This window comes from Stenotrophomonas sp. YJH_SMC_131, from assembly GCF_059367975.1.
In genome coordinates this window covers 369,700-394,414 of sequence record NZ_JCAFRJ010000003.1, presented here as the reverse complement: position 1 = coordinate 394,414, position 24,715 = coordinate 369,700, and the positions used below count along the sequence as shown (strand labels likewise).

Genomic DNA, 24,715 nt, shown 5'->3' with positions numbered 1-24,715 from the left:
AACCCCAGCCAGCCCACCCGCGCAGACAGATGCAGGTCGGGCCGTCGCAGTACGGCCCAGCGAGCCAGGACACCTTCCCGTGCCCATTCAAGGACGCTCGCATGTTCCGTACTCCTCTCTTCCGCTCGGCCGCCCTGGCCGTTGCCGTTTCGCTCAGCCTCGGCGCGCCTTCTGCATTCGCCGACAATGCGCCCGCCGCCAGCGCCACCGCCGCCGTGCAGCGCCAGGCCGTGGCCAAGGGCCTGTACGAGCTGGCCTACAGCCCGAAACAGAACGCCTTGTTCGTGGCCTCCTCCGGCGGTTTCGGCGATGACGCCGGCCCGGCCCAGGTGCTGCGCCTGAATCCGGCCACGCTGGCCGTGGAAACCCGCATCCCGCTGGAGCGCAAGGCGTTTGGCGTGGTGCTGGATGACGCCCACAACCGCCTGTACGTGGGCAACACCGTGGACCTGTCGGTGACCGTGGTCGACACCGCGCGGAACAAGGCCGTCGGCACCATCCAGTTGATGGAGAAGAAGACCGGCAAGGACGGCAAGGCCGCCTACACCCACGACCTGCGCGAGCTGGTGGTCGACAGCGCCGCCAACCGCCTGTACGTGACCGGCCACAGCAGCCAGCCGGACGTGAGCAGCGTGCTGTTCGTGATCGATACCACCACGCTGAGGGTGATCAACACCATCGATGGCCTGGGCAATGCCAAGGCACCGGGCCTGGCGCTGGATGTCGCCAACAAGCGCGTCTACACCAGCAACCTGTTGGCCGAGCTGGTGGTGGTGGGCACCGATTCGAACAAGGTGGTGGCGCAGCACAGGATCGCTGCCGAGCAGCCGATGAACATCGCGCTGGACCCGGCCGGCAAGCGCCTGTTCGTGACCGACCAGGGCTCGGAATTCCTGCGTGGCTACCAGGCCAAGAGCAGCGGCCTGGTCAGCAAGCATCCGGGCCAGCGGGTGCTGGTGCTGGACCGCAGTACCGGCAGGGAACTGGCCAGCATCCCGACCGATGCCGGCCCGCTGGGCATCCTGCTGGATGCACCGCGCAAGCGCCTGTACGTGACCAACCGCGAAGCCGGTACGGTTACCGCGTACAACAGTGACAGCTACCAGAAGGTGGCGACCTACAAGGTGCCGACCCACCCGAACAGCCTGGCGCTGGATGCGAAGAACAACGTGCTGTTCGTGAGCATCAAGAACGGCGAGAAGGATGACAAGGGCGCTGACGAGAGCGTGGCGCGCATCCAGCTGTAAGGCGCTGACGCAAGGCCCCGCGCCGTCGCGCGTCGCATGAGGAAGGCAGGGCGCAGGCTCTGCCTTCTTCTTTGCCCGGTTGCAGTGCAATAGGCTGCCCGCTAGGGTTGAAGCCCATGGCAGGGAGCCAAAGGATCTGAATCATGCTGGCTATCCGCCGCTGGCTGCGCGCCGGCCTGATCTTCACGCTGGCGGGTGCACTCGGCGCCTGCAGCCGCATACCGGATGCACCGGAGCCGCTGGATCTGGTCAAGCCGATCAACGTGACCCAGTCTGGCCAAGCGGTGCGGTTCGAGTTCGAGACGAATGCCCGCAACTTCCACCCGGGTCGCACGTATGCGCTGGAGCTGGAGTTGCAGCGCCAAGAGACGCGAAAGCCCGACGAGCCTGACGTGGGCACAATGCGGATCCCGTTCGAGGTGATCCTGCAGCAATGGCGTGCTGATGCCTGGAAGGATGTTCCCACCTACGACAGCTATCAAGCCGGGGTGCTCAATGCCGGTGAGCAGCTTCCGGAATGGCATGCATCCGGCGAATGGCGGTATACGTCGCCGCACATGGGCAGTGATGGCCAGTACACGCTGAGCCTGGTTGCTCTGCCAGTGGAAATTGACTCCCGCTACCGCGTGGACGTGCGCACGGTGCAGAGGACCGAGGCACTGCAGGATTACTCGGCCCGTTTGCGGATCCATGCCGCCCGTCCCGCCGGAAAGTAATCAATCGCCTGGTTGCGGCGCCACTGGTCGCTCGCCAGGATAGGTACTTCATGGCAGGACGCCAAAGGGTCTTCATCATGCTGGGTATCCACCGCTGGCTGCGCGCCGGCCTGATCTTCACGCTGGTGGGTGCACTCGGCGCCTGCAGCAGCCGCATACCGGATGCACCGGAGCCGCTGGATCTGGTCAAGCCGATCAACCTTGCCGAGCCAGGCCAGACGGTGCGGTTCGAGTTCGAGACGAATCCCCGCAGTTTCTATCCGGGTCGACCCTACGTGCTGGATCTTGAGGTGCAGCGACATGGCCCCGGGCCTGACAGTGGGCCTGACATGGACAATGTTCATGTTCCCTTCCAGCTGTCCCTGCAGCGCTGGGTCGCAGGTGCCTGGCAGGACGTTGCAACGTCTGATGTCCATCAGGCAAGGGCGCGCAGTCTGGGTCAGCCGCTCCCCGAATGGCATGAGTCGGCAGACTGGCGCTACGCGCATCAGGTATCGATGGACGCCAGCCGATACAGGTTGAACATCGTCACGCTGCCGATGGAAACCGATGCCCGCTACCGCCTCGATGTGCGCACGGTGCAGCCCACCCTCTTGCTCCAGCATTACCCGGCACAGCTGCGGGTCCACGCGGACCCTCTGTCGGGAAAATGATCAGAGGCTTGCGCCGCTCCGCCAACAACGCTGGAGGCGGCTCAGCCCAGACGGTGTGCCGGGTTCTGCTGCTGCTCCTGCTCACGGGTCTGCTGTTCGGGCACTAACCCCACGGCCGGCTGCTGCGGGGCCAACCCCAATTTCTGCATCGACTGCTCCACCGGCGTCTGTACCGCCACGGCCGTCGGCATCATCGCGCGCAGGTGCGCCGGATTGGCCGGGTCGCCCTGCACCACGAAGACGTTGTGCCCGGCCGGGTGCTGGGCCGTGGCGTTGCTGACCAGCACGTGGTCGACCTGCTGCAGGCCCTGCTCGCGGGCGAGTACGGTCAGGCTGGCGGTCAGGCGCTCGCTGGTCTGGTCGAACGCACGGCCATGCTGGGCATCCAGAGCGGACACGCCCTGGCGGACCTGCTGATGGAGGCCATAGTCGGGGTGGTTGGGGGTGAGTTCTGCCATGGCGATCGAACGGTAGCGGTGGGTCGGGGTCAACCCCGCCAGTATAGATCCGGCCGGTGAAGGGCGCCGGAAAGGTCAGTCCGCCGGCCGGTGGTCATAGCTGATCACCCGTTCGGCCAGCCAGTGCCCGTCCACGCGGCGCCAGACCTGGATGAAACGGGCCTGGCCGACCCAGTGCTCCACGCCGTCCTTGCCGCGCTCGTGGAAGCGGTGGTCGCCGATTTCCAGCGCCCGCTCGTCGTGCAGCGGGAATACCTGCAGCGAGGAGTCCACCAGCTCGCGCCGCAGGCGCCAGCCGCCCTTGCGCGCGTTGTCGCACAGGTTGGCTACGCTGCGGCGGAAATCCTCGCGGTTGCTGGCCGACTTGCCGTCCTTGTCATGGAAGAACTCCATGTCTTCGGTGGTCATCGCGGCGGCCTTGTCGGCATCGCAGGCCTCGAAGGCGACAGCAAACAGCTGGGTATCGGCCTGGCGGATCTGTTCGCGCAGGTCATCGGCGGGCGACGGTGCGGTGGCGAGGCCGGCGGCCAGCAAGGGCAGGGTGAGCAGCAGCATGGCAAGACTCCCGGGGATGGTCTGCGCAGGCTGACATGCCGGTGACCACGGCGGTACGGCGCTGCGACGAAACCGCCTGGGCGCGGTGCAAAGGCCGGCCAGGCCGGTGCGGCTTCGCGTGGCGGCATGTGCAGGCGATGTCATGAGGGGGCGTGATTCCCTCACGGCTGCCACAGGGCGCGGCCGCTAGCCTGCAATCCTTCCCTTCCACAGGAGCGCCCATGCCTGCTTCCCGCATCCGCCTGCATGTTGAAGATACCGGTGGCGACGGCCGCCCGGTGATCCTGATCCACGGCTGGCCGTTGTCCGCCGATGCCTGGAAGACCCAGGTGGCGATCCTGCGCGATGCCCAGTATCGGGTCATCAGCTACGACCGGCGCGGCTTTGGCCGCTCTGACAAGCCGGCCGAGGGCTATGACTACGACACCCTGGCGGCGGACCTGGCGGGGTTGATCGAGGAACGTGACCTGCACGATGTCACCCTGGTCGGTTTCTCGATGGGCGGTGGCGAGGTGGCGCGCTACGTGGCCAACCACGGCCAGGATCGCCTGCACAGTGTGGTGTTCGCTGCGGCGGTGCCGCCGTTCCTGCTTCGCAGTGACGACAACCCGGAGGGGCCGCTGACCCAGGACAAGGCCGATGAAATGCGCAGCGGATTGGAGAAGGATCGCGAAGCGTTCTTCGACGGCTTCACCCGCGACTTCTTCAGCGCCCACGGCCAGCTGATGGTGACCGAAGAAACGCGCCAGGCGGCGATCGCGCTGTGCCATCAATCCGACCAGACGGCGGCACTGGGCTGCATGCACGCGTTTGCCACTACTGATTTTCGGGATGACCTGAAAAAGATCACGGTGCCGACCTTGATCCTGCACGGTGACAGCGATGCCATCGTGCCGTTTGAGGGCTCCGGCCAGCGTACCCACAAGGCCATCAAAGGCAGCGAAGTGGTGATCCTGGAAGGCGCGCCACATGGCTGCAACACCAGCCACGCCGACCGCTTCAATCTGGCCCTGCTGAACTTCCTGAAGCGCTAAGCTGCGGCCATGCGCCAGACGAGAACCCCCCCATGGAAGAAGCCCAACCCCAAGGGCCAGACGTCGCAACCGCTATCGGATGCGCAGAAGGCGGCGGCACGGCAACGTGCTGAGGAGAACGGGCGGCGCTATCCCAACCTGGTCGACAACATGTGGGCGGCGAAGCTGCCGCGTGGGTCGTGAGCGTTGTCGCCGAGCATGGCCCGGCGACAGGCCTATTTCAGTTCTATATTAACTTTGAGTCTGTGCTTTATCTGCCGTCAGTGGGTGCTGACTTGAGTCGCTAGCCTCTTCCGGCGTAGCGACTGCTGCCGAGCAAGCACGAGTTGCAACTCGGGGAAGTGCCGATCGCCGCTGGGAGCTGCCACTCCATGCCGCCGGCCGGAAGCCAGCAAAATCCTCCCGGCGGATGGGGACGCTGCGCATCTCCGTCGGCGTATCGGCGATCCGACAGCCAATCAGGACCTCCGCGCCAATCCTTGAGATCACACTTACCGGCCCTGCGCTGTAAAGGCCGTTGTCGTACGTCGTGACCCGGCATTGGTCGATGATGCCGGCCTCCCGGAGGACGCCGCATCCTCTGGCGGAGAGGATGACGGTTTGGCCTTCCATGCGGCCCAGCTTGAGTGCGGCAAAGCTGAGATCGGCGATATGGTTGAAGGCACCCAGCCCCAAGAGCAGGCTGATAGCGACTACGGTGAGGCCTCCGACGCGGTTCCACGTCTTCTTTCGGCCTGACTGATAGATCACCCAGTTGATGATGGGCACCAGCAGAAGCAGTGCTGAAATGCCCAGTGGCTTGATCTGCGCCTCCGGCGGAGCCAGAAATTCGTAGAGCAACGTTGCGGTCGGAATCACGACCGCGTAGATGGACCACGCGGCAATGGTGAGAATCATTGTCCATGAGAGCCCGCAGTGGCTGAGGAAGCGTCGCCCCTTTAGGGTCTGGGCACTTGCCAGCAGAACCGCCGCCAGCACCAGCGCGACCACGACGTAGACAAGTTCGAATACCAGATGGTCCGACAGGCCGAACAGAAGCACTGCGTGGGTCAGGAACGCGAGCAGGAAGCCTGCACAGATGGCCAGCAGCGAGAGCGCCCAGACGTACCTCCTGCGTTTAGTCAGCGACTGAACTGGTAGTGACGAGCCGCAGCAACCGCACTCGCTCATTACGGCTATCCGGCGTGTTGCGTACTGACGCCGGAGCTCGGGACGCTGAGGTCTGCGGATGACCCTGGCCTCGCTCAGCAGATGGAATGCATAGCCCGGGAGGAATAGCGGGACCAAGAAATAAACCGCACCGATCACGCTGACGGCCAGCATGGAGGCACCGACGACACCGAGGTCGGTAATCGCTAGTTGCGGCACATAGTTCATTCTCACGAACTGAAGGATGAGAAGCAAAAGGCTGCCTATGCCTACGACCCAGCCGTGCTTCCTGATGAGCTTGAGTATGAATCCAATGGTCTTTGCGGGTGATTCCGACGTGCTCATCGGGAAGTCCTTTTCGGTATTGATGCCGTGGGTACCTGCTGCCGCGCTTGCAGCTCCACCGAAACATCGGCCCAAAGCAGGGCATCTTTAGCGGAAGGGTCATGGCATCGTCCGTGAAGAAGCGTTCCGCGCCCTCCGTAGCATCGCTTACGGTCGGCGCTGCTACGCTGCGATGGGCATCGTTGTCGCATCCGCCAGCCGACACGTGCGAAGCGCTTGGTTAGGATGGCTCTTTGCTGTCATGGATGAACCGATGAGCGCCGCCACTTCCCGAATCCGCCGCATCTGTGGGCAGGGGCCGATCCTGTTGATGCTCCAGTGGGTCGCGCTGCTGTCTGTGGTGCTGGCTGCCGGCTTCTTCCATTACCGCGTGGAGCTGTTGCTGGAGCCGGTGACTGTGGCCTGTGGGGGGCCGGACGCGCAGGCGCGATTGCAGGTTGCCGAACAGGTGATGGCGCGTGCGGGCGCACTGGATGACTGGCAACCCCTGGGCTGGATTCCATGGGTAGGCCTGGTGCTGGCCTTGCTGGGAGCCATGGCCGTATGCGCAAGCCGCGCGCTGTGGCTGCGCGATCGGCTGCGCACGGCGAACGTGGCGCTTATGGTGCTGCACGGTGGCGCACTGGCTTTGGCTGGATGGGTACTGCACCTGTACGAGAATGCGTGGAGCAATGTGGCGCGGCTGTCACCCACGGCGTGCCTGGTGGAGCTGGTGTCGGAGGGCGATGTACCGCTGGAGCAGGCGCAGCGCGTGGTGTTCCACATCCTGACGCGGGTGAACGCGCCACTGCTGCGTAATCCGGATGATCTGGCGCTGGTGTTGACGGTGCTGTTGTTGGCCGCGATGGCCGGCGGCGTTGCCCTGTGGCGTGCGATCGCGCGGGCCCGGGCGGGCTGAGCACGCTCGGCGGCGCGCGGCAATCGCGCTACAGTCGACGCCTCGCCACTCCAGGGAAGACCCCATGCGCTTGTTGCTGCGTGCGTTGCCGTTGTTGCTGTTGTCGCTGGCGGTGCATGCCGCCGAGGTGGACCGCCGTATCGCGGTGACCATCGACGATCTGCCATGGGCACGGCTTGACCAGATCGTGCCGCCGGACCTGCAGGCGCGGCATGAGGCGTTGATGGCCCAGCTGCACCAGGCGGGCGTGCCGGTGGTCGGCTTCGTCAACGAGAACAAGCTTGAGGTGGAGGGACAGGTGCAGCCGGCGCGGGTGCAGATGCTGCGCGACTGGCGTGATGCCGGCTATGTGCTGGGCAACCACACCTACTCGCACATGGATCTGAATGCGAAGGGCCTGGCGGCGTTCCAGCAGGATTTCCTGCGCGGCGAGACGGTGCTGCGGCCGCTGCTGGCCGAGAAGGGGCAGGCGCCGCAGTGGATGCGCCACCCTTACCTGCGTGCCGGGCGCACCGCGGATGAGCGCGTGCAGATGGATGCGTTCTTCAAACAGCATGGCTACCGCGTGGCACCGGTGACGGTGGACAACGGTGAGTGGGTGTGGGCGTTCGCCTATGCCAACGTGATGAACGAGCAGGCGGACTCGCCCGCGCGCGCGGCGACGCTGGCGCAGCTGCGCAAGGGCTACGTGCCGTACATGCTGAACAAGCTGGACTATTACGAGAAACAATCGCAGGCGCTGCTGGGGTACGCGCTGCCGCAGGTGTGGCTGATGCACGCCAATGAGCTCAACGCGGCCACCTTCGCCGAACTGGTGGCGGCCACGAAGCGCCGCGGCTATCGCTTCATTTCGCTGGACGAGGCGATGCGTGACCCCGCGTATGCGCGGGGTGCTGAAGGCTACAACGGCCGCTATGGCCCTAGCTGGCTGCACCGCTGGGCGATGGCGGAGAACAAGCCGAAGGACTTCTACGCCGGCGAGCCCGAGGTGCCGGCGTGGGTGATGAAGCTGGCCAAGGTCGATTCGGAGTAAGGCTCAGCGCTTGACGGCCAGCACGCCGTCCAGCGCCAGTTCGGCCTTGAAACCGGCCTTTTCCAGGCGCTTGGCCACTTCGCGCGGCACGTCGCGGCCGCTGGTCAGCCTGTTCGGCGCACCGGTGTAGTGGAACAGGCGGCCGCCCTTGCGGATCACGCGGGCGAGGTGGTCGTAGAACACCTGTGAGTACAGCTCGCCGGCGATGCCGAAGCGCGGCGGGTCGTGCAGGATCGCGTCGACACTGTTGCTGGCCACCTGTTCGATCTGCTGCGAGACGTCACCGTGGCTGAACTGCAGGCGGCCACCGGCGGCAGCCGAGTCCGGATCCGGCGACCACGGGTTGAGCGTGCGCAGCCACATCACATCGGCGTTCTTCTCGAACGAGCGGATCTGGCCGACACCGGCTTCCAGCGCACAGGCAGCGAAGTAGCCGAGGCCACCGCAGGTATCGAGGATGACCTTGCCGGCCGGGGCGACCAGCTCCACCTTGCGGCGTGCATCCTCGAACGGCGACAGCTTCGAGGTCGGCAGCATCTTGATGCCGTCGATCTCGAAGGTCGGTGCGCCCCATTCGGTCGGCACCAGCTTGATCAGCGAGCCGCTGTAGCGCGAGATCGGCGCGAAGTCCTCGCCATCCCAGTAGTACAGGGTGCGGTCCTTCAGCTTGCCCGGCCAGGGATAGGGCTGGCCCCGGAAGTGGAAGCCGTCCGCATCGAGCGCCACGCTGTCCTGGCTGCGCCCGAGGTCGAGCGAGCCCTGCCAGTCGGCGGCGCCCTTTTCATGGGCACGGCGCAGGGTATCGGCGCTGTCGCGGGTCAGCAGGGGGCCGGTGTAATGGGGCACGGCGGGTACCGGGGCGGTTCGGGGGAGGGCATGGTACCGCAGCTGTTGTAGAGCCGAGCCCGCCCTAGGCTCCACCATGCCTGCATCCACGCATGGCGTGGATCTACTGCAAACGTAGCCGAGCGTGGGCTCGGCTCTACAGTTCAATCGCACTTCACCGCATACACCGGCCCAGCCCCGATCAGCATCAGCGCCATGTAGTCGCTGTCGCTGGCCTTGCCCTTCAGCGTCGCGCCCTTGTTGAAGTGGAAGATGCCGAAGCCGCCGGACATGCGGATCAGGGCACTGTCGATCTGGTCGGCGTCGTCGCGGAAGTAGCGGCTGATCTCGCTGGACGTGGCCTTGTGCAGGGCGTTCGGTTCGCGCTGCCACTGCTCGCCACGGCTGAAGGAAACGAAGTACTGGCCGCCTTCCTTGTCGATGCGGAAGTCGGCGGGCTTGCGCGCGCCGGTGGCGAAGCAGCCCTGCAATGGGTCGGCGGAGAAGGGAAGCCGCGCATCGTCGCCGCAGGCAGTGAGCAGCAGGAGGGCACCGGGCAGCAGCAGGCGGAGCGTGCGCATGGGATGTCCCTACAGGGCAGGTGCGGCTAGTGTAGGCAGCACGCGGGCGTGGCCCGTACAGAAATTCGGCAAGGACACAGGGGTTTTCGGATGGCGCAGGGCAAGGCACCGTGGTGCGGCGTGGCCAGTTGGCTGGGGATTGCTGTGGGGTGGGGGGCAGGCACCGTGGCGGCGCAGGCGGCAGTCGCTGCCGGTGGCAATGGCATGGCCGCTGGGCTGGGCGTGGGCGTGCTGGGCGCGGCCTGGCAGTGGCCGCGCGCGTGCGTGGCGAGCGCTGGCCATGGATCGGCATCAGCGGTGCGGTGCTGAGCGCGCTGCCGCTGCTGATGTACCTGCTGCGGATGATGCTGAAGCTCTAGCGGTAGTGCCGGCCGCTGGCCGGCAACTGCAGGTGGCGTGCGGTGTTCATGGGGTTGCCGGCCAGCGGCCGGCACTACCTGGCGTGCATCACTCGCTGCGGTGGATCTCCACCGTTACATGCACCAGTTCTTCGTGGATCGCCAGCGCGTTGCGCACGGTATCGGCATCCAGCGTGGCGTCACTGGTGACCACGCTGGCGCTGACCGCGTACTTGCCGCGACCCACCTGCCAGACGTGCAGGTCGGCCAGGCGTGCCGGCCACGGGCCCTGTTCGATCACCTCGCGTACTTCGGCCACCACCGGCGCGTCCATCTGCGCGTCGAGCAGGATGCGGCCGCTGTCGCGCAGCAGGCCGACCGCCCACACCGTGACCAGTACGGCGCCGACCAGGCCCATCACCGGGTCCAGCCAGGTGAGGCCGAGCAGCTTGCCGCCGAGCAGGGCGACGATGGCCAGCACCGAGGTGGCGGCGTCGGCCAGCACGTGCACGTAGGCCGAGCGCAGGTTGAGGTCGTGACCGTGCGCATGGCCGTGGTCGTGGTGTTCGTGGCCATGCCCGTGGTCATGGCCATGGTGATGATGCGCGTGGCCCGGGCTGTCGTGCAGCCACCAGGCACACAGCAGGTTCACGCCCAGCCCGACCGCCGCGATGGCGATGGCTTCGTTGTAGTGGATCGGTGCTGGTACCCACAGCCGCTCCAGCGACTGCACGGCCATCAGCGCGGCCACGCCGAGCAGGGCGATGGCGCTGGTATAGCCGGCCAGGATCTCGATCTTCCAGGTGCCGAAGGCGAAGCGCGGGTCGTGCGCGTAGCGGCGTGCGCAGCGGTACGCAAACACCGAGAGCCCGAGCGCCAGCGCATGCGAACTCATGTGCCAGCCGTCGGCGAGCACGGCCATGGAGTTGAACCACCAGCCGCCGACGATCTCCACGACCATCATGCTGACGGTGAGCCACAGGGCGCGGCGGGTATTGCGTTCGGCCAGCGGGTTGCCGTCGTCGAAGCGGTGTTCGTGGCGACGGGCGGCGGCAAGGGCGTCCAGGTGCATGGGGGCCAGCGGTGGAGTGGATACCCCCATAGGGTATATGATTCCGGCATGGCTCATGTACACAAGCATCGAAAGCAGTTGCTGACCCGGGTGCGCCGCATCGGCGGACAGGTGGCGGCGTTGGAGCAGGCGCTGGACAGGCCGGAGGGTGAGGCCGGCGACTGTGCGGACGTGCTGGTGCAGGTTGCCGCCGTGCGCGGTGCCGCCCATAGCCTGCTGATGGAGCTGCTGCACGAGCACCTGCAGGAACACGTGGTGGGCGCCGAAGACCCGCAGCAGCGGGCGGCCGAGGCCCAGGTGCTGGTCGAGCTGCTGCGCCGCTACGGCAAATGACCAGGTAGTGCCGGCCGCTGGCCGGCGACTGCAGGTTGTCTTCCCCGTTCATGAGGTTGCCGGCCAGCGGCCGGCACTACCCGTGGCGGTGTCGCGCGTTCCAGATATGCGTGGCGGCCAGCAGCAGGCTGCCGGTGACCGTCATCGGTGTTTCCCAGTCGTGCGAGGGCAGCGCCAACGCGCCGGCCAGCAGCAGGCCGAGCCCGGCGCCGGCGGTGGCCCAGGCCAGCACGGGCAGCGGGTGACGGCGTTCTGCCCGCCACAGCGCGTAGCCGGTCAGCGGCAAGGCGATGGCCACGAACAGCAGATGCACCCATTCCGCTTCGGCCCACGTGCCGAACAGCGGCAGCGCGGCGGCAAGCAGGGGCAGCGCCAGGCAGTGCAGCAGGCACAGGCTGGACAGGGCGACCGCGCTGGCATCAAGCAGGGCGGCAGAAGGCGACTTCATGGGGGGGGGCCTTGCGTAGCAATTGTTATACAGTAACATTTCCGTTCCGCAGCCAACCCGCTCCGACATGAACACTGTTTCCCGCGCCGACCGTCGCCTTCCTGTCACCGTGCTGTCCGGCTTCCTCGGGGCCGGCAAGACCACCCTGCTCAACCAGATCCTGCGCAACCGCGAGGGCTTGCGTGTGGCGGTCATCGTCAACGACATGAGCGAGGTCAACATCGATGCGCAGCTGGTACGCGAGGGCGGCGCCGAACTGCGCCGCACCGAAGAGACGCTGGTGGAGTTCAGCAATGGCTGCATCTGCTGCACGCTGCGCGATGACCTGCTGCAGGAAGTGCGGCGCCTGGCCGATGCGGGGCGCTATGACTATCTGCTGATCGAGTCGACGGGCATCGGTGAGCCGATGCCGGTGGCGGCCACCTTCGCGGTACGCGACGAGCAGGGCTTCAGCCTGAGTGACATTGCGCGCCTGGACACGATGGTGACGGTGGTGGATGGCAGCGCGTTCCTCGCCGACTTCGGCTCGACGCTGCGCCTGGCCGAGCGTGGCCAGCAGGCTGGGCCGGATGACGATCGCGGCGTGGTCGACCTGCTGTGCGAACAGGTCGAGTTCGCCGACGTGATCGTGGTCAGCAAGGTCGATCAGACCGATGACGAAGTGCTGCAGGACACGCTGGCCGTGCTGCGTGGCCTGAACCGCGACGCGAAACTGCTGCTGTCCAGCTTCGGTGACGTGCCGCTGGCCGAGCTGCTGGACACCGGTCGCTTCGACTTCGAGCGTGCGCAACGTGCGCCGGGCTGGGTAAAGGAGCTGCGTGGCGAGCACACGCCGGAAACCGAGGAGTACGGCATCGCCAGTTTCGTCTACCGCTCGCGGCGACCGTTCCATCCCGCGCGTTTCGCCCGCGCGTTGCAGTCGGGCATGCCGGGCGTGATCCGCAGCAAGGGCTGGTTCTGGCTGGCCAACCGCATGGACTGGGTGGGCGAGCTGAACACCGTAGGTGCCGCGACGCGGACGCAGGCGGCGGGATTCTGGTACGCCGCACGCGATCGCGTGCGTGCTGGGCTGGAGGACACGCCGCCGTTGCTGCCGCCCACGCCGCTGCCGTACAGCGACCTGGGCTGGGCGCGGCAGCAGGCCGATTGCTGGAGCGCACCGTTGCCGGGGCCGGAAGACTTCCCGGATGCGGCCGCGCACTCGGCGATGCAACGCCTGTGGCACCCGTTGTGGGGGGATCGCCGCCAGGAGCTGGTGGTGATCGGCGTGCACATGGATGAGCGTGCGGTACGTGCGGAACTGGATGCCTGCCTGCTCAACGACCAGGAGCTGCGTGCGGGCCCGCTGCTGTGGCATCAGTTGCCGCAGGCGTTCCCGGTGTGGAAGCGGTGACGGTGCACTGAGGATCGATGGGTTGCCGGCCAGCGGCCGGCACTACCCCTGGTCGATATGCCATGCGTGGATGGATGCATGGCGGAGTCGAGCATGGCTCGACTCTACAATGTGATCCGTCGCGGCCAATCCTGTAGAGCCGAGCCCATGCTCGGCTGCTGCAGTAGATCCAGGCATGGCGTGGATCTACAAGGCGTCACGCCACTGCCAACCCTCGGCGCTCACCTGCAACACCTGCGTCGGCTGCAACGCCTGCAGCAGGTGCCGGTCGTGGCTGACCATCACCAGCGCTCCCGGCCATGCCACCAGCAGTTCTTCAAGTGCCTGCAACGCGCTCAGGTCCAGTGCGTTGCCGGGCTCGTCCAGCAGCAACAGCTGCGGTGGGGGGGCGGCATACAGCACGCTGGCCAGCGCGCCTTTCACCCGTTCGCCATCGCTGAGGTGATGGGCTGCACGCTGGATGCGCTGCGCGTCCAGCCCGAGCAGGGCCAGCCGTGTGCGCAGTTCACCGGTATCGGCCGCCGGGTTGGCAGCCTGCACGGTGTCGAGAATGCTGCGCTCGCCGGAGAGCCCCAGCAACTGCTGGTCGAGCAGCGCCAGTGGTGCATGCCGTTGTACGTTGCCACTGCGTGCAGGCAACTGGCCGGCCAACACGCGCAACAGCGTGGACTTGCCACTGCCGTTGTCACCAACCACGGCGATGCGCTGGCCGCGGCGGATGTCCAGCTGCAACGGCGCGCGGCAGCCATGCGGCAGCACCAGCGACTCGGCCTGCAGCAGGCGTGCGCTGCCGCGTTCCCCCTCGCCGGCAAACAGTGCGAGCTCCGGTGTGGCGTGAACCGCCGAGGCTGCAGCGCGCAGCTGGTCTGCGCTGGCCTGCAGGCGCTCGGCCTGTACCTGCTGTGCGCGGCCGTGGCTGCCCTCTGCACGTTGTTTCTGTCGGCCGAGCAGGATCGGCGCCTGGTTGGCCTGCTTTGCATCGCGATTGCCACGTGCCTGGCGTTGCTGCTGGCGTTCGTGCTGTTCGCGCGCACTGCGCTGCTGCTGCCGGTGCTGGGCGCGGGCGTGGTCGAGCTGTGCCGCGGCCGCTTCGCGTTCGGCGGCACGCGCGTCGGCGTAGTGCTGCCACGGCCCGCCATAGCGATGCAGCCCGCGCGCGTCGAGCTCGACGATCTGCTGCATGTGCGCCAGCAGTTCGCGATCATGGCTGATCACCAGCAGGCCGCCGCGCCACTGCTGCAACCGTTCGCACAACTGCTGGCGATGGCGGGCATCGAGGTGGTTGCTGGGTTCGTCCAGGATCAGCCAATCAGCGCCGCTGGCCCAGGCGCCGGACAGCGCCACCTGCATGGCCTGGCCACCGCTGAGGCGCGCGGCGGGTTGGGCGGGATCGAGGTCGTCGGGCAGCCGTAGCGCCTGCCATTGCTGCTGCAGGCGCTCGCGCAGGTCCCAACGGTCGCCGACGCAGGCGAAGTCGGCCTCGTCCACGCTGCCGGCTTCGATGCGTTGCAGTGCGGCCAGTTCAGCGCCAACGCCGGCCAGTTCACCGACCGTGCCAGCGGGTGGATAGCCGGGCGTCGGCAACAGGAACACGCGGCCGCTGCCGCGTACCTGCCCGTTCTCTGGCTGCACCCGGCCGGCGAGCAGGCGTGCGAGCACGCTCTTGCCAGCGCCATTGGCACCGACCAGGCCGGTGGCGACCGGATCGAAGGAAAACGTCAGATCGGAAAACAGCAGGCGGCCGTCGGCCAGTCGATACGACACGCGATCGAGCGTGAGGGAATGCGGGGTCATGCGACCTCCAGGGATGCCGGGTTCTCCCCTGCGCGCAGGGGCGGGAAGAGTCAGGCCGTCTGATGGGAAGACGGCGGCATCAATGGCGCATTGGTCGCGAGCCTCTTGGAGGAATGAGGGGGCAGTATAGCGGCGCTGGCTGAATGGTTGCGTGCAGCGGTAGAGCCGAGCCATGCTCGGCTGACCTTAAGCATCCACGCATGGCGTGGATCTACGGCACGGTACCCAGCCGGGCGCCGACGAAGTCGATGAACACCCGCAGCTTCGGCAGTACGTGTCGGCCCGAAGGCCACAGCAGGTGGAAGGTGCCGCAGGAGTGCACATGATCCTCCAGCACGGTGACCAGGCGGCCGTCGGCCAGCGCATCGCGCACCGAGTGCACCGGCACGAAGGCCAGGCCGACATCACGCAGTGCCAGCGCCACCCGCGCTTCGATGGTGTTGGCCACCATGTGCACCGGAAGTTCCTGCGGTGCTTCGTCATCGGGCCAGTGGATCGGCCACGGCTCCAGCTTGCCGGTGCTGGGGAAGCGATAGTGCAGCAGCGTGTGCTGCATCAGTTCCGCCGGCGTGCGCGGAACCCCGCGGCGCTGCAGGTAGCCCGGCGAGGCGATTACACGGCGCGGGAACACCCCCAGCCGGCGTGCGTTCATCCGCGAGTCGCTGGGTTCACCGACGCGCAGCACCGCATCGAAGCCTTCCTCGATGACATCGACCAGGCGGTCGCTGAAATCCAGGTCGAGGCGGATGTCCGGATACGCCGCCATGAACTCGGCCATCAACGGCAGGGTGAGATCGCCGACCAGCGGCAGGCTGATGCGCAGCGTGCCGCTGGGCGTGGCGTGCGGTTGTGCCAGCTCGGTGCGTGCGGCATCGCGCTCGTCGAGGATGCGCCGGCAGCGCGCCAGGAACAGCTGGCCCTCGGCGGTGAGCGTGATGCTGCGCGTGCTGCGGTGGAACAGGCGCACGCCCAGTGCGTGCTCCAGCCGGGCAACGCACTTGCCGGCGGCCGATGCGGAGATGCCCTGCAGGCGCCCGGTCTCGACGAAGCTGCGCGTGTCGGCGGCGTGCACGAAGGTCTGCAGGTTGGCGAGGTTGTCCAGGACTGACATCGGCGTAGGGGCAATGAAAGCGGCAGGGTAGGGGCGTGATCACGGCGGGCGGCGCCGCCACCGCAACACTGTGGTGCAGGGTGGGGGCGCCTGCTGTTGCGGCCTTGCAGTTCCGGCCATCATGCCGATTGCGGACTGCACGGTCCATGATGCCCGGAGCGGCAACCGGCTTTTTGCGCTGCGCCGTGCTGCCTAACGTGGCGGGCCTCTCCCCACGGATCACCGCGATGAATGCCGCTCTTTCCATCGAACCTGCACCGATGCTGCCTTCGGTGCAGCGGCTGCTGCAGCAGGTCCACCCGACGCGCCTGGTCGGTGCGGTGGTGCTGGTGTGCGAGCACGGCGTGCTGCGCCATGCCAGCGCGACCGGGCAGGCCGATCGCGAGTCGGCCCTGCCGATGCAGCGCGATCAGCTGTTCCGGCTGGCATCGGTCAGCAAGCCGCTGTTGAGCACGGTGATCCTGCGCCTGGTGGCCGAGGGCGTGCTCGACCTCGATGCGCCGGTGCAGCGCTGGCTGCCGGACTTCCGGCCGGCGCTGGCCGATGGCCGCAGGCCGCCGATCAGCCTGCGCCAGCTGCTCAGCCACAGCAGCGGGCTGGGCTACCGTTTCCTGGAAGCCGATGCGCACGGACCGTACGCCCGGGCCGGCGTCAGCGATGGCATGGACGCCAACCCGGTGTCCCTGGCCGAGAACGTGCGCCGTATCGCACAGGCGCCGCTGCTGTTCGAACCGGGCAGCCAATGGCTGTACTCGTTGGGCGTGGACGTGGCCGGTGCAGTGGCCGAAGCGGCGACCGGTGAAACGCTGCAGGTGCTGTTCGAGCGTTTGCTGGCTGCCCCCCTGGGCCTGCGCGATACCGCGTTCGCCACACGCGATGCCGCACGGCTGGCCACGCCCTACGTGAGCGGCACGCCGCAGCCGCATCGCCTGCAGGAAGGGGAGGTGGTCGCGCCGTTCGAGGGAACGGTGGGCATCGAGTACAGCCTTGCGCGTGCCCTCGATGCCCGCCGTTTCGCTTCGGCCGGCGCCGGCCTGGTGGGTACTGCCGATGACGTGATGTCGGTGCTGGAGGCGCTGCGTGACGTGCAGCGCTCCGGCCTGCTGCCGCCCGCGCTGGCGGCAGAGATGGCCAGCCCGCAGGTGGGCGAGCAGGGGCCGCCGGAACCGGCCGGCTGGGGCTTCGGGCTGGGCTTTGCACTACTGCGCGAGGCCGCTGCCAGCGGCACGCCGCAGCGCGAAGGCACCTGGCGCTGGGGCGGCGCTTATGGGCACAGCTGGTTTGTTGATCCGGCGCGTGGGCTGAGCGTGGTGGCGCTGACCAACACACTGTACGAAGGCATGGATGGTGCCTTCGTCGATGACCTGCGCGATGCGGTCTATGCGGACCTGGAGGCTGCGCGATGAGCGGCCACGCCATCGATGCGGCCAGCCCGGCCGGTGAGGCCACGCGCTTGCCGTGGGCGGGCCTGCTGGCGCTGGCAGGCGGCGGCTTCATCACCCTGTTGACCGAGACCCTGCCGGCGGGCGTGCTGCGACCGATGGGCGACAGCCTGGGCGTGAGTGATGCGGCGGTGGGCCAGCTGGTGAGCGTGTATGCGCTGGGCTCGGTGATGGCAGCACTGCCGATGACGGCGTTGACCCAGCGCCTGCCGCGGCGTCCGCTGTTGCTGGCGGCCATCGCCGGCTTCGTGGTGGTCAACACGTTGACGGCGCTGAGCAGCAGCTATGCGCTGATCCTTGCTGCGCGTTTCCTGGCAGGCGTGAGCGGTGGCCTGCTGTGGTCACTGGTGGCTGGCTATGCCGCACGCATGGTGGTGCCGTCGCTGCAGGGGCGCGCGATCGCGGTGGCGATGGTGGGGTCGCCGTTGGCGCTGTCACTGGGCGTGCCGGCCGGTACGTTGCTGGGCCAGCAGGTCGGCTGGCGCTGGGCGTTCGCGCTGATGAGCGTGCTGGGCGTGGGCCTGCTGGCGTACGCGCGCTGGGCACTGCCGGCGCTGCCTGCGGCCGGTGCCGGTCAACGTGCGTCGCTGGCCAAGGTCTGGCGCATGCCGGGCGTGCGCAGCGCGCTGCTGGTGATGGTGCTGTACGTGCTGGCGCACAACGTGCTCTACACCTACATCGAACCGTTGGCGGTGGAGGCGGGTGCCGGCCCGTGGCTGGACCGGCTGCTGCTCGCCTTCGGCGTGGCGGCGATTGCCGGCATCGGGATTGCTGGTTGGGGCGTGGATCGCCACCTGCGTGCGCTGGTGTGGGCGGCGGTGATCGGCTTCATCGTACCGGTGCTGGCCTTGCTGGCATGGCCCGGCGTGGCCAGCACGCTGCTGCTGGCGACGATCCTGTGGGGCGTGGCGTTCGGCGCGGTGCCGACCCTGTTCCAGACCGCCTTGGCACGACGCGCCGGGGCCGCTGCGGACCTGGCGCAGTCGATGCTGGTGACCGGCTGGAACCTGGCCATTGCGGCCGGCGGCGTGGCGGGCGGCGTGCTGCTGCAGGCCAGCGGCCCGAGCCAGCTGGGATGGTTGCCGCTGCTGTTGCTGGCGGTGACCGTCGCGTGGTTGCTGGCACGGCCGAAGGCGTGGGCGTAGGCGGCGCTCAACGATGATGCGGTGCCGGCCAGCGGCCGGCACTACCGTGGGCCGCGCCATCCTCGCATGGCGTGGATCTACCGAGCGCAGCGACTCGCGTTTGCTTCTTCTGTTGATTCCGTAGTGGGACCGCCGCCAGAACCTGTCAGAGACCGTCCCGGCCAACGCCGGGATAGCTGTACGCGACCCACCACCAGGGGCTCTGCCGTTGGCCGTCCTACTCGATCCCTTCACGCTCGATCGGCACGCTGCGCGGGTTCTGCATGTGCTCGCGTGCAGCGCCGTACTGCTGCTGCCGCTTGTGGTGGAAGGCGACGAACTCATCACGCGGCAGCGGCCGCGAGAACAGCCAGCCCTGGCCGAATTCCACATGCCGGCTGTGCAGGTAGGCCAGCTGCGCTTCGGTTTCCACGCCCTCGGCCACCACCCACAGGCCCAGCTCCTTGGCCATGTCGATGATGTGCGGCGTGACCGGGCTGGTGGCGCTTTCGGTGCCGATCGCATCGATGAACGACTTGTCGATCTTCAGCGCATCCAGTGGCAGCTGCTGCAGGTACTGCAGGCTGGAGAAGCCGACGCCGAAATCGTCGATCGCCACGCTGTGGCCGGCGCGGCGGGCGGCGGCAAGCATGGTGCGCGCGCGGTCCAGGTCGAGGAAGCCACGTTCGGTGGCCTCCATCCAGATCTGCTGCGGCAGGATGCCGCTGCCGGCCATGTGCCGGGAAATCATCTTCAGGGCGCGGCCGCTGCTGATGTCTTCGGCGGCGAGGTTGATCGCGATGTGCGCGCTGCGGTCGGCCACCAGCAGCTCGCGCATGTCGCGCACCACGTTCTCGATCACCAGGTCGGTGACGTCGGCGATCATGCCGGCCTCTTCGGCCAGCGGAATGAACAGGTCCGGCCGCACCTGGGTGCCATCCGGGCGTTGCCAGCGCACCAGCGCCTCGGCGCCGACGCAGATGCCGGTGTCCAGTTCGATGATCGGCTGGTAATGCAGGTACAGCTCGCGGCGGCGGATGGCGGTGGCCAGCTCACCGCGCAGCGACAGGCGGCGCCGCGACAGCCAGATCACCAGGCCGGCCCCGGCGGCGGCCAGCAGCAGGCCGACCGGCACGTACAGCCATGCCTGCTGGCGGAAGGCGGCGGCCAGCGCGGTGCGCGGCGTGGTGGCGATGGCCAGCCATTCCTCGTTGCGCGCGGTGGCGAACAGCGTGGCGTGATCCAGGCCTTCGCCGGGGTCGCGCAGCAGTGCCTCCAGCAGGTCCGGATCCAGGCCGGGCTGTTTGGCCAGCAGGCGTCCATCGGGGCTGGCCAGCGCCAGCCGCACGTTCGGGTCGGCAATGACATCGACGAAGCGGCGCGGGTCCACCAGTGCGTCGTAGGACCCATACAGGACCGCCAGCACCTGGCGGCGGCCGCTGATTTCCGGGCGCACATCCACTGCAATGCCTGCGCCATCGCTGGTGACGTGGTCCGGCGTGGGTTGATCCACATCGGACAGGAACGGACCCCACGAGGTGCAGCGCAGCTTGCCACCTTCGAAGTAGCCCATCTGGTCGATCGATGGGGTGGTCATCACCAGGGTCTGCATGCGCCGGATGTGTTCGGGGCTGCAGGGTACGTAGGCGCCGGCCTCGGCCGATTTCAGTGCCGCCAGCGCTTCCTGGTAGGACAGGTCGGAGCGGCGCAGGGTGCGATCGGCGATGTCGCGCAGGCGCTGCTGTTCGACGCTGATCGCGCGGTCCCAGGTGGCGTAGGCCATGACCGCGATCGGCAGCGCAGCGGCCAGCAGGGCCAGGGCGGTGCCGCCGATGATGACGCGCAGCCGGCTCATGGCCGGGGCTCCAGCGGGGCGGGCGGGGCAGGGCGCATGGTGGGCCGGTCCTTGGGCAGGTGCGGCTATCTGAGCATGGCGCCGGGCCGGGCGGAATGGGATCAATACGGTATTCGGTCACATTGTGGTGAAAGCGGCCCGCTTTGACGCAATGGGTCCGTCTGGCGCTGGCGCTCGGCGCCGCGGAGGACTACCGTCGAATGCTTCGCCCGCCCCTTTTGCCCGCGCCCATGACCGAGCCCGCAACGCCCCCCGAGCACCTGCGCCGCAGCCTGTCCAACCGCCACCTGCAACTGATCGCCATCGGCGGTGCCATCGGCACCGGCCTGTTCATGGGATCGGGCAAGACCATCAGCCTGGCCGGCCCCTCCATCGTCTTCGTCTACCTGATCATCGGCGCGATGCTGTTCTTCGTGATGCGCGCGATGGGCGAACTGCTGCTGTCCAACCTGCAGTACAAATCCTTCATCGATTTCTCCACCGACCTGCTCGGCCCGTGGGCCGGGTTCTTCTGTGGATGGACCTACTGGTTCTGCTGGATCGTCACCGCCATCGCCGATGTGATCGCCATTGCCGCCTACGCGCAGTTCTGGTTCCCCGGGCTTGAAGCCTGGAAACCGGCGCTGGCCTGCGTGATGCTGCTGCTGGCATTGAACCTGGTGACGGTGAAGCTGTTCGGCGAAATGGAATTCTGGTTCGCGCTGATCAAGATCGTGGCGATCTGCGCGCTGATCATCACTGGCGCCGGGCTGGTGGCATGGGGCTTCACCTCACCCAGCGGCCACACCGCGTCGCTGTCGAACCTGTGGAATGACGGTGGCATGTTCCCGATGGGGCTGGTCGGCTTCTTCGCCGGCTTCCAGATTGCGGTGTTCGCCTTCGTCGGCATCGAGCTGGTCGGCACCACCGCCGCCGAAACCGCCGACCCCGAGCGCAACCTGCCCAAGGCGATCAACTCGATCCCGGTGCGCATCATCATCTTCTACGTGCTGGCGCTGATCGCGATCATGGCGGTCACCCCGTGGCGCCAGGTGGTGCCAGACAAGAGCCCGTTCGTGCAGCTGTTCGTGCTGGCCGGCATTCCCGCCGCCGCCAGCCTGATCAACTTCGTGGTGCTGACTTCGGCCACGTCCTCGGCCAACAGCGGCATCTTCTCCACCAGCCGCATGCTGTACGGCCTGGCCGAAGAGGGCCACGCCCCGCGCGGGCTGTCGAAACTGTCGCGCGCCGCAGTGCCGGCCCGTGGCCTGCTGTTCTCGTGCCTGTGCCTGCTGGGCGGCACGCTGCTGATCTACCTGATTCCCAACCTGGTGACCGCCTTCACCCTGGTGACGACACTGGCGACGGTGCTGTTCATCTTCGTCTGGTCGCTGATCCTGGTGGCCTACATGGCCTATCGTCGTCGCTATCCGGAGCGCCATGCTGCATCGATCTTCAAGATGCCCGGCGGCGTCGCGATGTGCTGGGCCTGCCTGGTGTTCTTCGCCGCCGTGCTGGTGCTGCTGAGCCTGCAGGGCGACACCCGCCAGGCGCTGATCGCCAGCCCGGCGTGGTTCGTGCTGCTGGGCGTGGGCTATTGGGTGCGTCGGAGGACCGCGAAGTGATCCGAAGTGGGGTCAGATCCCGTTGCTCAGCAACGGGATCTGACCCCGGCAGGTCGCGGGAGGTTGCCGGCCAGCGGCCGGCACTACCACGGGTGCAGGACGCCGCCCTGCCGGCCCCATTCACCCAACATTAGCGGGCACGGCCGGATCATCCGGCCGCCATGTCCCCTCGCCCCCTCCTGCTCGCGCTGTTGCTGCTGCCCAGCCTGTGGCCCGGGCTGGCCGCCGCGCGCACCGTCTACCGCTGCGTGCAGGGCAACACCGTCAGCCTGGCCACCGCGCCGGAGCCGGGATCGCGGTGCACGCCGAAGGAGATCGACGACAACGCCGTCCAGACCCCGAACCTGTGGGGCAACATGGGCGTGTTCAGCGGCGTGCTGTACGAGCGCGAACAGGACGGGGCGCTGGTCTACTCCACGCGCAACCTGCCCGGCTCGCGGGTGTTCCTGAAGTTCACCGTGGCCACGCCGCCAGGCGAGCCGGCGCACGAAGGCCTGGGCAAGGTCGGCACGCCGCAGCTGGCGCAGCACGCCAGGCAGTTCAAGGCCGCGTCCAGGGCCACCGGCGTCGATGATGCCTGGCTGCGTGCCATCGCCCACGCCGAAAGCAATTTCGACGCGCTGGCGGTATCCAGCAAGGGCGCACAGGGCGTGATGCAGCTGATGCCCGAAACCGCGCAGGAATACGGGGTGAGCGATCCGTTCTCGCCGCAGCAGTCGATCGAGGGTGGCGCGCGCTACATGCGCGCGCTGCTGCGCCGCTACAACGGCGACCGCCCGTTGGCGGCGGCCGCCTACAACGCGGGCATCGGTGCGGTCACCCGCTACAAGGGCGTGCCGCCCTACGCCGAAACCCTGGCCTACGTGGACAAGGTAATGGCGCTGTACGCACGCTACCGCGAAGCGATGGGCATCCGCACCGAAGTGCCGGCGCGCTAGCGGACGGTGCTGCCTGCACGTGGCGTTGTAGAGCCGAGCCGATGCTCGGCTGCGCCAATTGCAGCCGAGCATCGGCTCGGCTCTACACAAAAGCCGCTCAGCGCGAGGTGGAGGTGCTGACCAGGTCGTAGCGCTCGATGCGGCCGACGCGTGCCACCTCGGCCTGCACGTCGGCACGCTGCTTGAGTGCACGCCACGCGGCATCGATGCGCACATCACCCGGCAATGACGGATACGTGCGCATGTCCTGCAGGCTGGCCAGGGTTTCCCCGCGTTCGATGGGCGAGCGCAGCTGTTCGATCAGCACGGCGGCGGCACCGTCCAGGTTGCCTTCCTCCAGCAGCATTTCGCGATGGAACAGGCGGGCATCCTCGCGCTGGGCCAGGATCACCGCGCGTGCTGCGTCGCGCGCCTCGGCATCACCGCGCTCGCGGGCGGCGGCGAACTGCAGCAGCGCCTGCGCGGCCTTGCCGTAGCCGGCGAGGCCCGGCATGTCATTCACTGCCTGCGCAGCGTCCTGCATGCGCCCCAGCGAACTGAAGACGAAGCCGACATTCATCTGGTGCTCGACACCATCCGGGCCGAGTGCGCCGATGCGTTGGGCCTGTTGCGCCGTGGCCAGTGCCTCATCGGTGCGGCCCAGCCGGCGCAGTGCGGTGAGCCGGCTGTTGAGCAGCCAGGCCACCCATTCCGCTTCGGCGGCGGCAGGTGATTCGCCGTTGCTCGCGGCACCGGCCATGCCCTCGGTCAACGACAGCACTTCCTCGTTGCGGTCCAGCATGAGCAGGGTGGTGCTGAACTCGGCCATGCGCGCGTCCAGTGCACGGTCGAGCAGGCCGGAGACGCGCAGTTCATCGAGGTGGCGCTGCGCCGCCTGCACCGGATCGAAACGCGCATCGCCGCGATCGACATAACGGTCGAAGCGCTTGTCGCTGCGCAGGCGGATGATCTCGGCCGGGCTGTCGATGCGGGCCAGCGTGGCTGGAATGCCGTCGCCACGGCCATTGTCGGCCTGCAGCGTGGCCAGCGTCAGCCACAGCCCGGTGGGTTCCAGGCCGGCACTTTTCCAGCCGTTGTCAAACAGCGCCTGCAGCAGGTCCATGCGCTTCATCGGCTGGTCACGCAGGCGGTACTGCAGGTAGTTGATGGCGTGGTGATCGACCGGCAGCGGCGCGTCGGCATGCTGCAGTGCCTTCACCAGGAAGGTGGTGGCTGCGGCCGGCTGGTTGTCCGACAGTTCCACCGACACCTGGGTAAGCAGGATCTGTGCATCCTCCGGCAGGGCCTCCTGCGCCCGCTGCAGGTAGCGGCGGGCCAGGGCCGGCTTCTTCTGCATCAGTGCGGTCCAGCCAGCGACCTGCGAGGCGCGGCCACGATGCTCGGCATCGAAGTCGTCCAGCAGGGGATCCTCCATCAGCCGTTCCATGCTGATCAGCGCGCCCAGCGTGTTGCCACTGCGTGACTGCTGGATGGCCTCATCCCAGCGCGTGGCATAGGCCTGGTGCATCGCATCGGCGGTGATTGACGGCTTCTGCGGCGCCACCGTGATCGAAGCAGTGGCGGATGTGCTGGCCAATGCGGCCAGCAGCAGGGCGGTGAGCGGGAGAACGCGGGGCATGGAGAATCTCCATCCGTGGGAACCGCATTGAACCTGCTGCAGCCAGCGAGGACAAGCACGACGAAGCGAATTCTGGCGTTCAGCCGCACAATCGGCCGTGGCGGATCGCACGCGCAGCGTCTATTGTCGGTGCCTCTTCAGACAGCAGGCA

23 protein-coding genes and 1 pseudogene are annotated in these 24,715 nt (G+C 67.5%); 13 read left to right on the top strand and 11 right to left on the bottom strand.

What is annotated here, in order from left to right; all coding sequences use genetic code 11:
• Positions 1-101: 101 nt before the first annotated feature.
• The 3 genes from AC5P56_RS09190 to AC5P56_RS09180 all read left to right on the top strand — a co-directional run bounded on the left by AC5P56_RS09190 (position 102) and on the right by AC5P56_RS09180 (position 2,616).
• A complete protein-coding gene (locus AC5P56_RS09190) occupies positions 102-1,247 on the top strand; it encodes a YncE family protein (RefSeq protein WP_014645745.1) in 1,146 nt (381 codons plus the stop codon).
• A 143-nt stretch (positions 1,248-1,390) separates the two neighbouring features.
• A complete protein-coding gene (locus AC5P56_RS09185; RefSeq protein WP_495231549.1) occupies positions 1,391-1,963 on the top strand; it encodes a hypothetical protein in 573 nt (190 codons plus the stop codon).
• A gap of 77 nt (positions 1,964-2,040) precedes the next feature.
• Positions 2,041-2,616: a hypothetical protein gene (locus AC5P56_RS09180; protein WP_053494895.1), complete on the top strand. Its 576-nt coding sequence runs from the start codon at positions 2,041-2,043 to the stop codon at positions 2,614-2,616.
• Positions 2,617-2,657: 41 nt separating this feature from the next.
• Here AC5P56_RS09180 and AC5P56_RS09175 read toward each other — a convergent pair whose 3' ends face one another.
• Positions 2,658-3,074 carry an XVIPCD domain-containing protein gene (locus AC5P56_RS09175; protein ID WP_069118105.1) on the bottom strand — a complete coding sequence of 139 codons (417 nt, stop codon included), beginning with the start codon at positions 3,072-3,074 and terminating at the stop codon, positions 2,658-2,660.
• A 75-nt stretch (positions 3,075-3,149) separates the two neighbouring features.
• Positions 3,150-3,629, bottom strand: a complete 480-nt coding sequence (locus AC5P56_RS09170; protein ID WP_069118054.1) for a nuclear transport factor 2 family protein — start codon at positions 3,627-3,629, stop codon at positions 3,150-3,152.
• A 221-nt stretch (positions 3,630-3,850) separates the two neighbouring features.
• On the opposite strand from AC5P56_RS09170, the gene AC5P56_RS09165 reads away from it, so the two are divergent.
• Positions 3,851-4,663 carry an alpha/beta fold hydrolase gene (locus AC5P56_RS09165; protein WP_014645750.1) on the top strand — a complete coding sequence of 271 codons (813 nt, stop codon included), beginning with the start codon at positions 3,851-3,853 and terminating at the stop codon, positions 4,661-4,663.
• Positions 4,664-4,894: 231 nt separating this feature from the next.
• Here AC5P56_RS09165 and AC5P56_RS09160 read toward each other — a convergent pair whose 3' ends face one another.
• Positions 4,895-6,157 (bottom strand): hypothetical protein, encoded by a 1,263-nt coding sequence (locus AC5P56_RS09160; RefSeq protein WP_197621256.1) that lies wholly within the window; start codon positions 6,155-6,157, stop codon positions 4,895-4,897.
• A gap of 253 nt (positions 6,158-6,410) precedes the next feature.
• Between AC5P56_RS09160 and AC5P56_RS09155 the strand changes: the two genes are divergently transcribed.
• Both AC5P56_RS09155 and AC5P56_RS09150 read left to right on the top strand, forming a co-directional pair.
• Positions 6,411-7,055, top strand: coding sequence for a hypothetical protein (locus AC5P56_RS09155; protein WP_100449296.1), 645 nt, complete (start codon positions 6,411-6,413; stop codon positions 7,053-7,055).
• A gap of 64 nt (positions 7,056-7,119) precedes the next feature.
• The gene (locus AC5P56_RS09150) at positions 7,120-8,088 is read left to right on the top strand and encodes a polysaccharide deacetylase family protein (RefSeq protein WP_069118051.1); all 969 of its coding nucleotides are present in this window, start codon (positions 7,120-7,122) and stop codon (positions 8,086-8,088) included.
• A gap of 3 nt (positions 8,089-8,091) precedes the next feature.
• Here the strand turns inward: AC5P56_RS09150 and AC5P56_RS09145 are convergent, their stop codons facing one another.
• Positions 8,092-9,012 (bottom strand): class I SAM-dependent methyltransferase, encoded by a 921-nt coding sequence (locus AC5P56_RS09145; protein ID WP_445392122.1) that lies wholly within the window; start codon positions 9,010-9,012, stop codon positions 8,092-8,094.
• A 65-nt stretch (positions 9,013-9,077) separates the two neighbouring features.
• Positions 9,078-9,494, bottom strand: a complete 417-nt coding sequence (locus AC5P56_RS09140) for a hypothetical protein (protein WP_014645757.1) — start codon at positions 9,492-9,494, stop codon at positions 9,078-9,080.
• Positions 9,495-9,584: 90 nt separating this feature from the next.
• Here AC5P56_RS09140 and AC5P56_RS09135 point away from each other — a divergent pair.
• Positions 9,585-9,853 (top strand): annotated as a pseudogene (locus AC5P56_RS09135) (hypothetical protein).
• Positions 9,854-9,941: 88 nt separating this feature from the next.
• Here AC5P56_RS09135 and dmeF read toward each other — a convergent pair.
• Complete coding sequence (gene dmeF / locus AC5P56_RS09130) at positions 9,942-10,904, bottom strand: CDF family Co(II)/Ni(II) efflux transporter DmeF (RefSeq protein ID WP_046428557.1); 963 nt, start codon at positions 10,902-10,904, stop codon at positions 9,942-9,944.
• A 48-nt stretch (positions 10,905-10,952) separates the two neighbouring features.
• Between dmeF and AC5P56_RS09125 the strand changes: the two genes are divergently transcribed.
• Positions 10,953-11,237, top strand: coding sequence for a metal-sensing transcriptional repressor (locus AC5P56_RS09125; RefSeq protein WP_041863029.1), 285 nt, complete (start codon positions 10,953-10,955; stop codon positions 11,235-11,237).
• A 76-nt stretch (positions 11,238-11,313) separates the two neighbouring features.
• Here AC5P56_RS09125 and AC5P56_RS09120 read toward each other — a convergent pair whose 3' ends face one another.
• Positions 11,314-11,685, bottom strand: coding sequence for a MerC domain-containing protein (locus AC5P56_RS09120; protein ID WP_046428559.1), 372 nt, complete (start codon positions 11,683-11,685; stop codon positions 11,314-11,316).
• A gap of 67 nt (positions 11,686-11,752) precedes the next feature.
• On the opposite strand from AC5P56_RS09120, the gene AC5P56_RS09115 reads away from it, so the two are divergent.
• Complete coding sequence (locus tag AC5P56_RS09115) at positions 11,753-13,078, top strand: GTP-binding protein (RefSeq protein WP_014645761.1); 1,326 nt, start codon at positions 11,753-11,755, stop codon at positions 13,076-13,078.
• 186 nt (positions 13,079-13,264) lie between these two features.
• Here AC5P56_RS09115 and AC5P56_RS09110 read toward each other — a convergent pair whose 3' ends face one another.
• Both AC5P56_RS09110 and AC5P56_RS09105 read right to left on the bottom strand, forming a co-directional pair.
• Positions 13,265-14,872, bottom strand: coding sequence for an ATP-binding cassette domain-containing protein (locus AC5P56_RS09110; RefSeq protein WP_495231548.1), 1,608 nt, complete (start codon positions 14,870-14,872; stop codon positions 13,265-13,267).
• Positions 14,873-15,083: 211 nt separating this feature from the next.
• Positions 15,084-15,983, bottom strand: coding sequence for a LysR family transcriptional regulator (locus AC5P56_RS09105; RefSeq protein WP_014645763.1), 900 nt, complete (start codon positions 15,981-15,983; stop codon positions 15,084-15,086).
• Between the two features lie 227 nt (positions 15,984-16,210).
• Here AC5P56_RS09105 and AC5P56_RS09100 point away from each other — a divergent pair, with 227 nt between their 5' ends.
• Positions 16,211-17,389 (top strand): serine hydrolase domain-containing protein, encoded by a 1,179-nt coding sequence (locus AC5P56_RS09100; RefSeq protein WP_495231547.1) that lies wholly within the window; start codon positions 16,211-16,213, stop codon positions 17,387-17,389.
• The gene (locus AC5P56_RS09095) at positions 17,386-18,570 is read left to right on the top strand and encodes an MFS transporter (protein WP_111207063.1); all 1,185 of its coding nucleotides are present in this window, start codon (positions 17,386-17,388) and stop codon (positions 18,568-18,570) included. The genes AC5P56_RS09100 and AC5P56_RS09095 overlap by 4 nt, the downstream gene beginning before the upstream one ends.
• A gap of 217 nt (positions 18,571-18,787) precedes the next feature.
• Here the strand turns inward: AC5P56_RS09095 and AC5P56_RS09090 are convergent, their stop codons facing one another.
• Positions 18,788-20,404, bottom strand: coding sequence for an EAL domain-containing protein (locus AC5P56_RS09090; protein WP_049406911.1), 1,617 nt, complete (start codon positions 20,402-20,404; stop codon positions 18,788-18,790).
• 230 nt (positions 20,405-20,634) lie between these two features.
• Here AC5P56_RS09090 and cycA point away from each other — a divergent pair, with 230 nt between their 5' ends.
• Together cycA and AC5P56_RS09080 are read left to right on the top strand one after the other, a co-directional pair.
• Positions 20,635-22,008: a D-serine/D-alanine/glycine transporter gene (cycA, locus tag AC5P56_RS09085; RefSeq protein WP_032962245.1), complete on the top strand. Its 1,374-nt coding sequence runs from the start codon at positions 20,635-20,637 to the stop codon at positions 22,006-22,008.
• A 161-nt stretch (positions 22,009-22,169) separates the two neighbouring features.
• Positions 22,170-22,946, top strand: a complete 777-nt coding sequence (locus AC5P56_RS09080; protein ID WP_111206132.1) for a lytic transglycosylase domain-containing protein — start codon at positions 22,170-22,172, stop codon at positions 22,944-22,946.
• 97 nt (positions 22,947-23,043) lie between these two features.
• On the opposite strand, the gene AC5P56_RS09075 is transcribed toward AC5P56_RS09080, so the two are convergent.
• Positions 23,044-24,564, bottom strand: coding sequence for a hypothetical protein (locus tag AC5P56_RS09075; RefSeq protein ID WP_164111012.1), 1,521 nt, complete (start codon positions 24,562-24,564; stop codon positions 23,044-23,046).
• Positions 24,565-24,715: the final 151 nt, after the last annotated feature.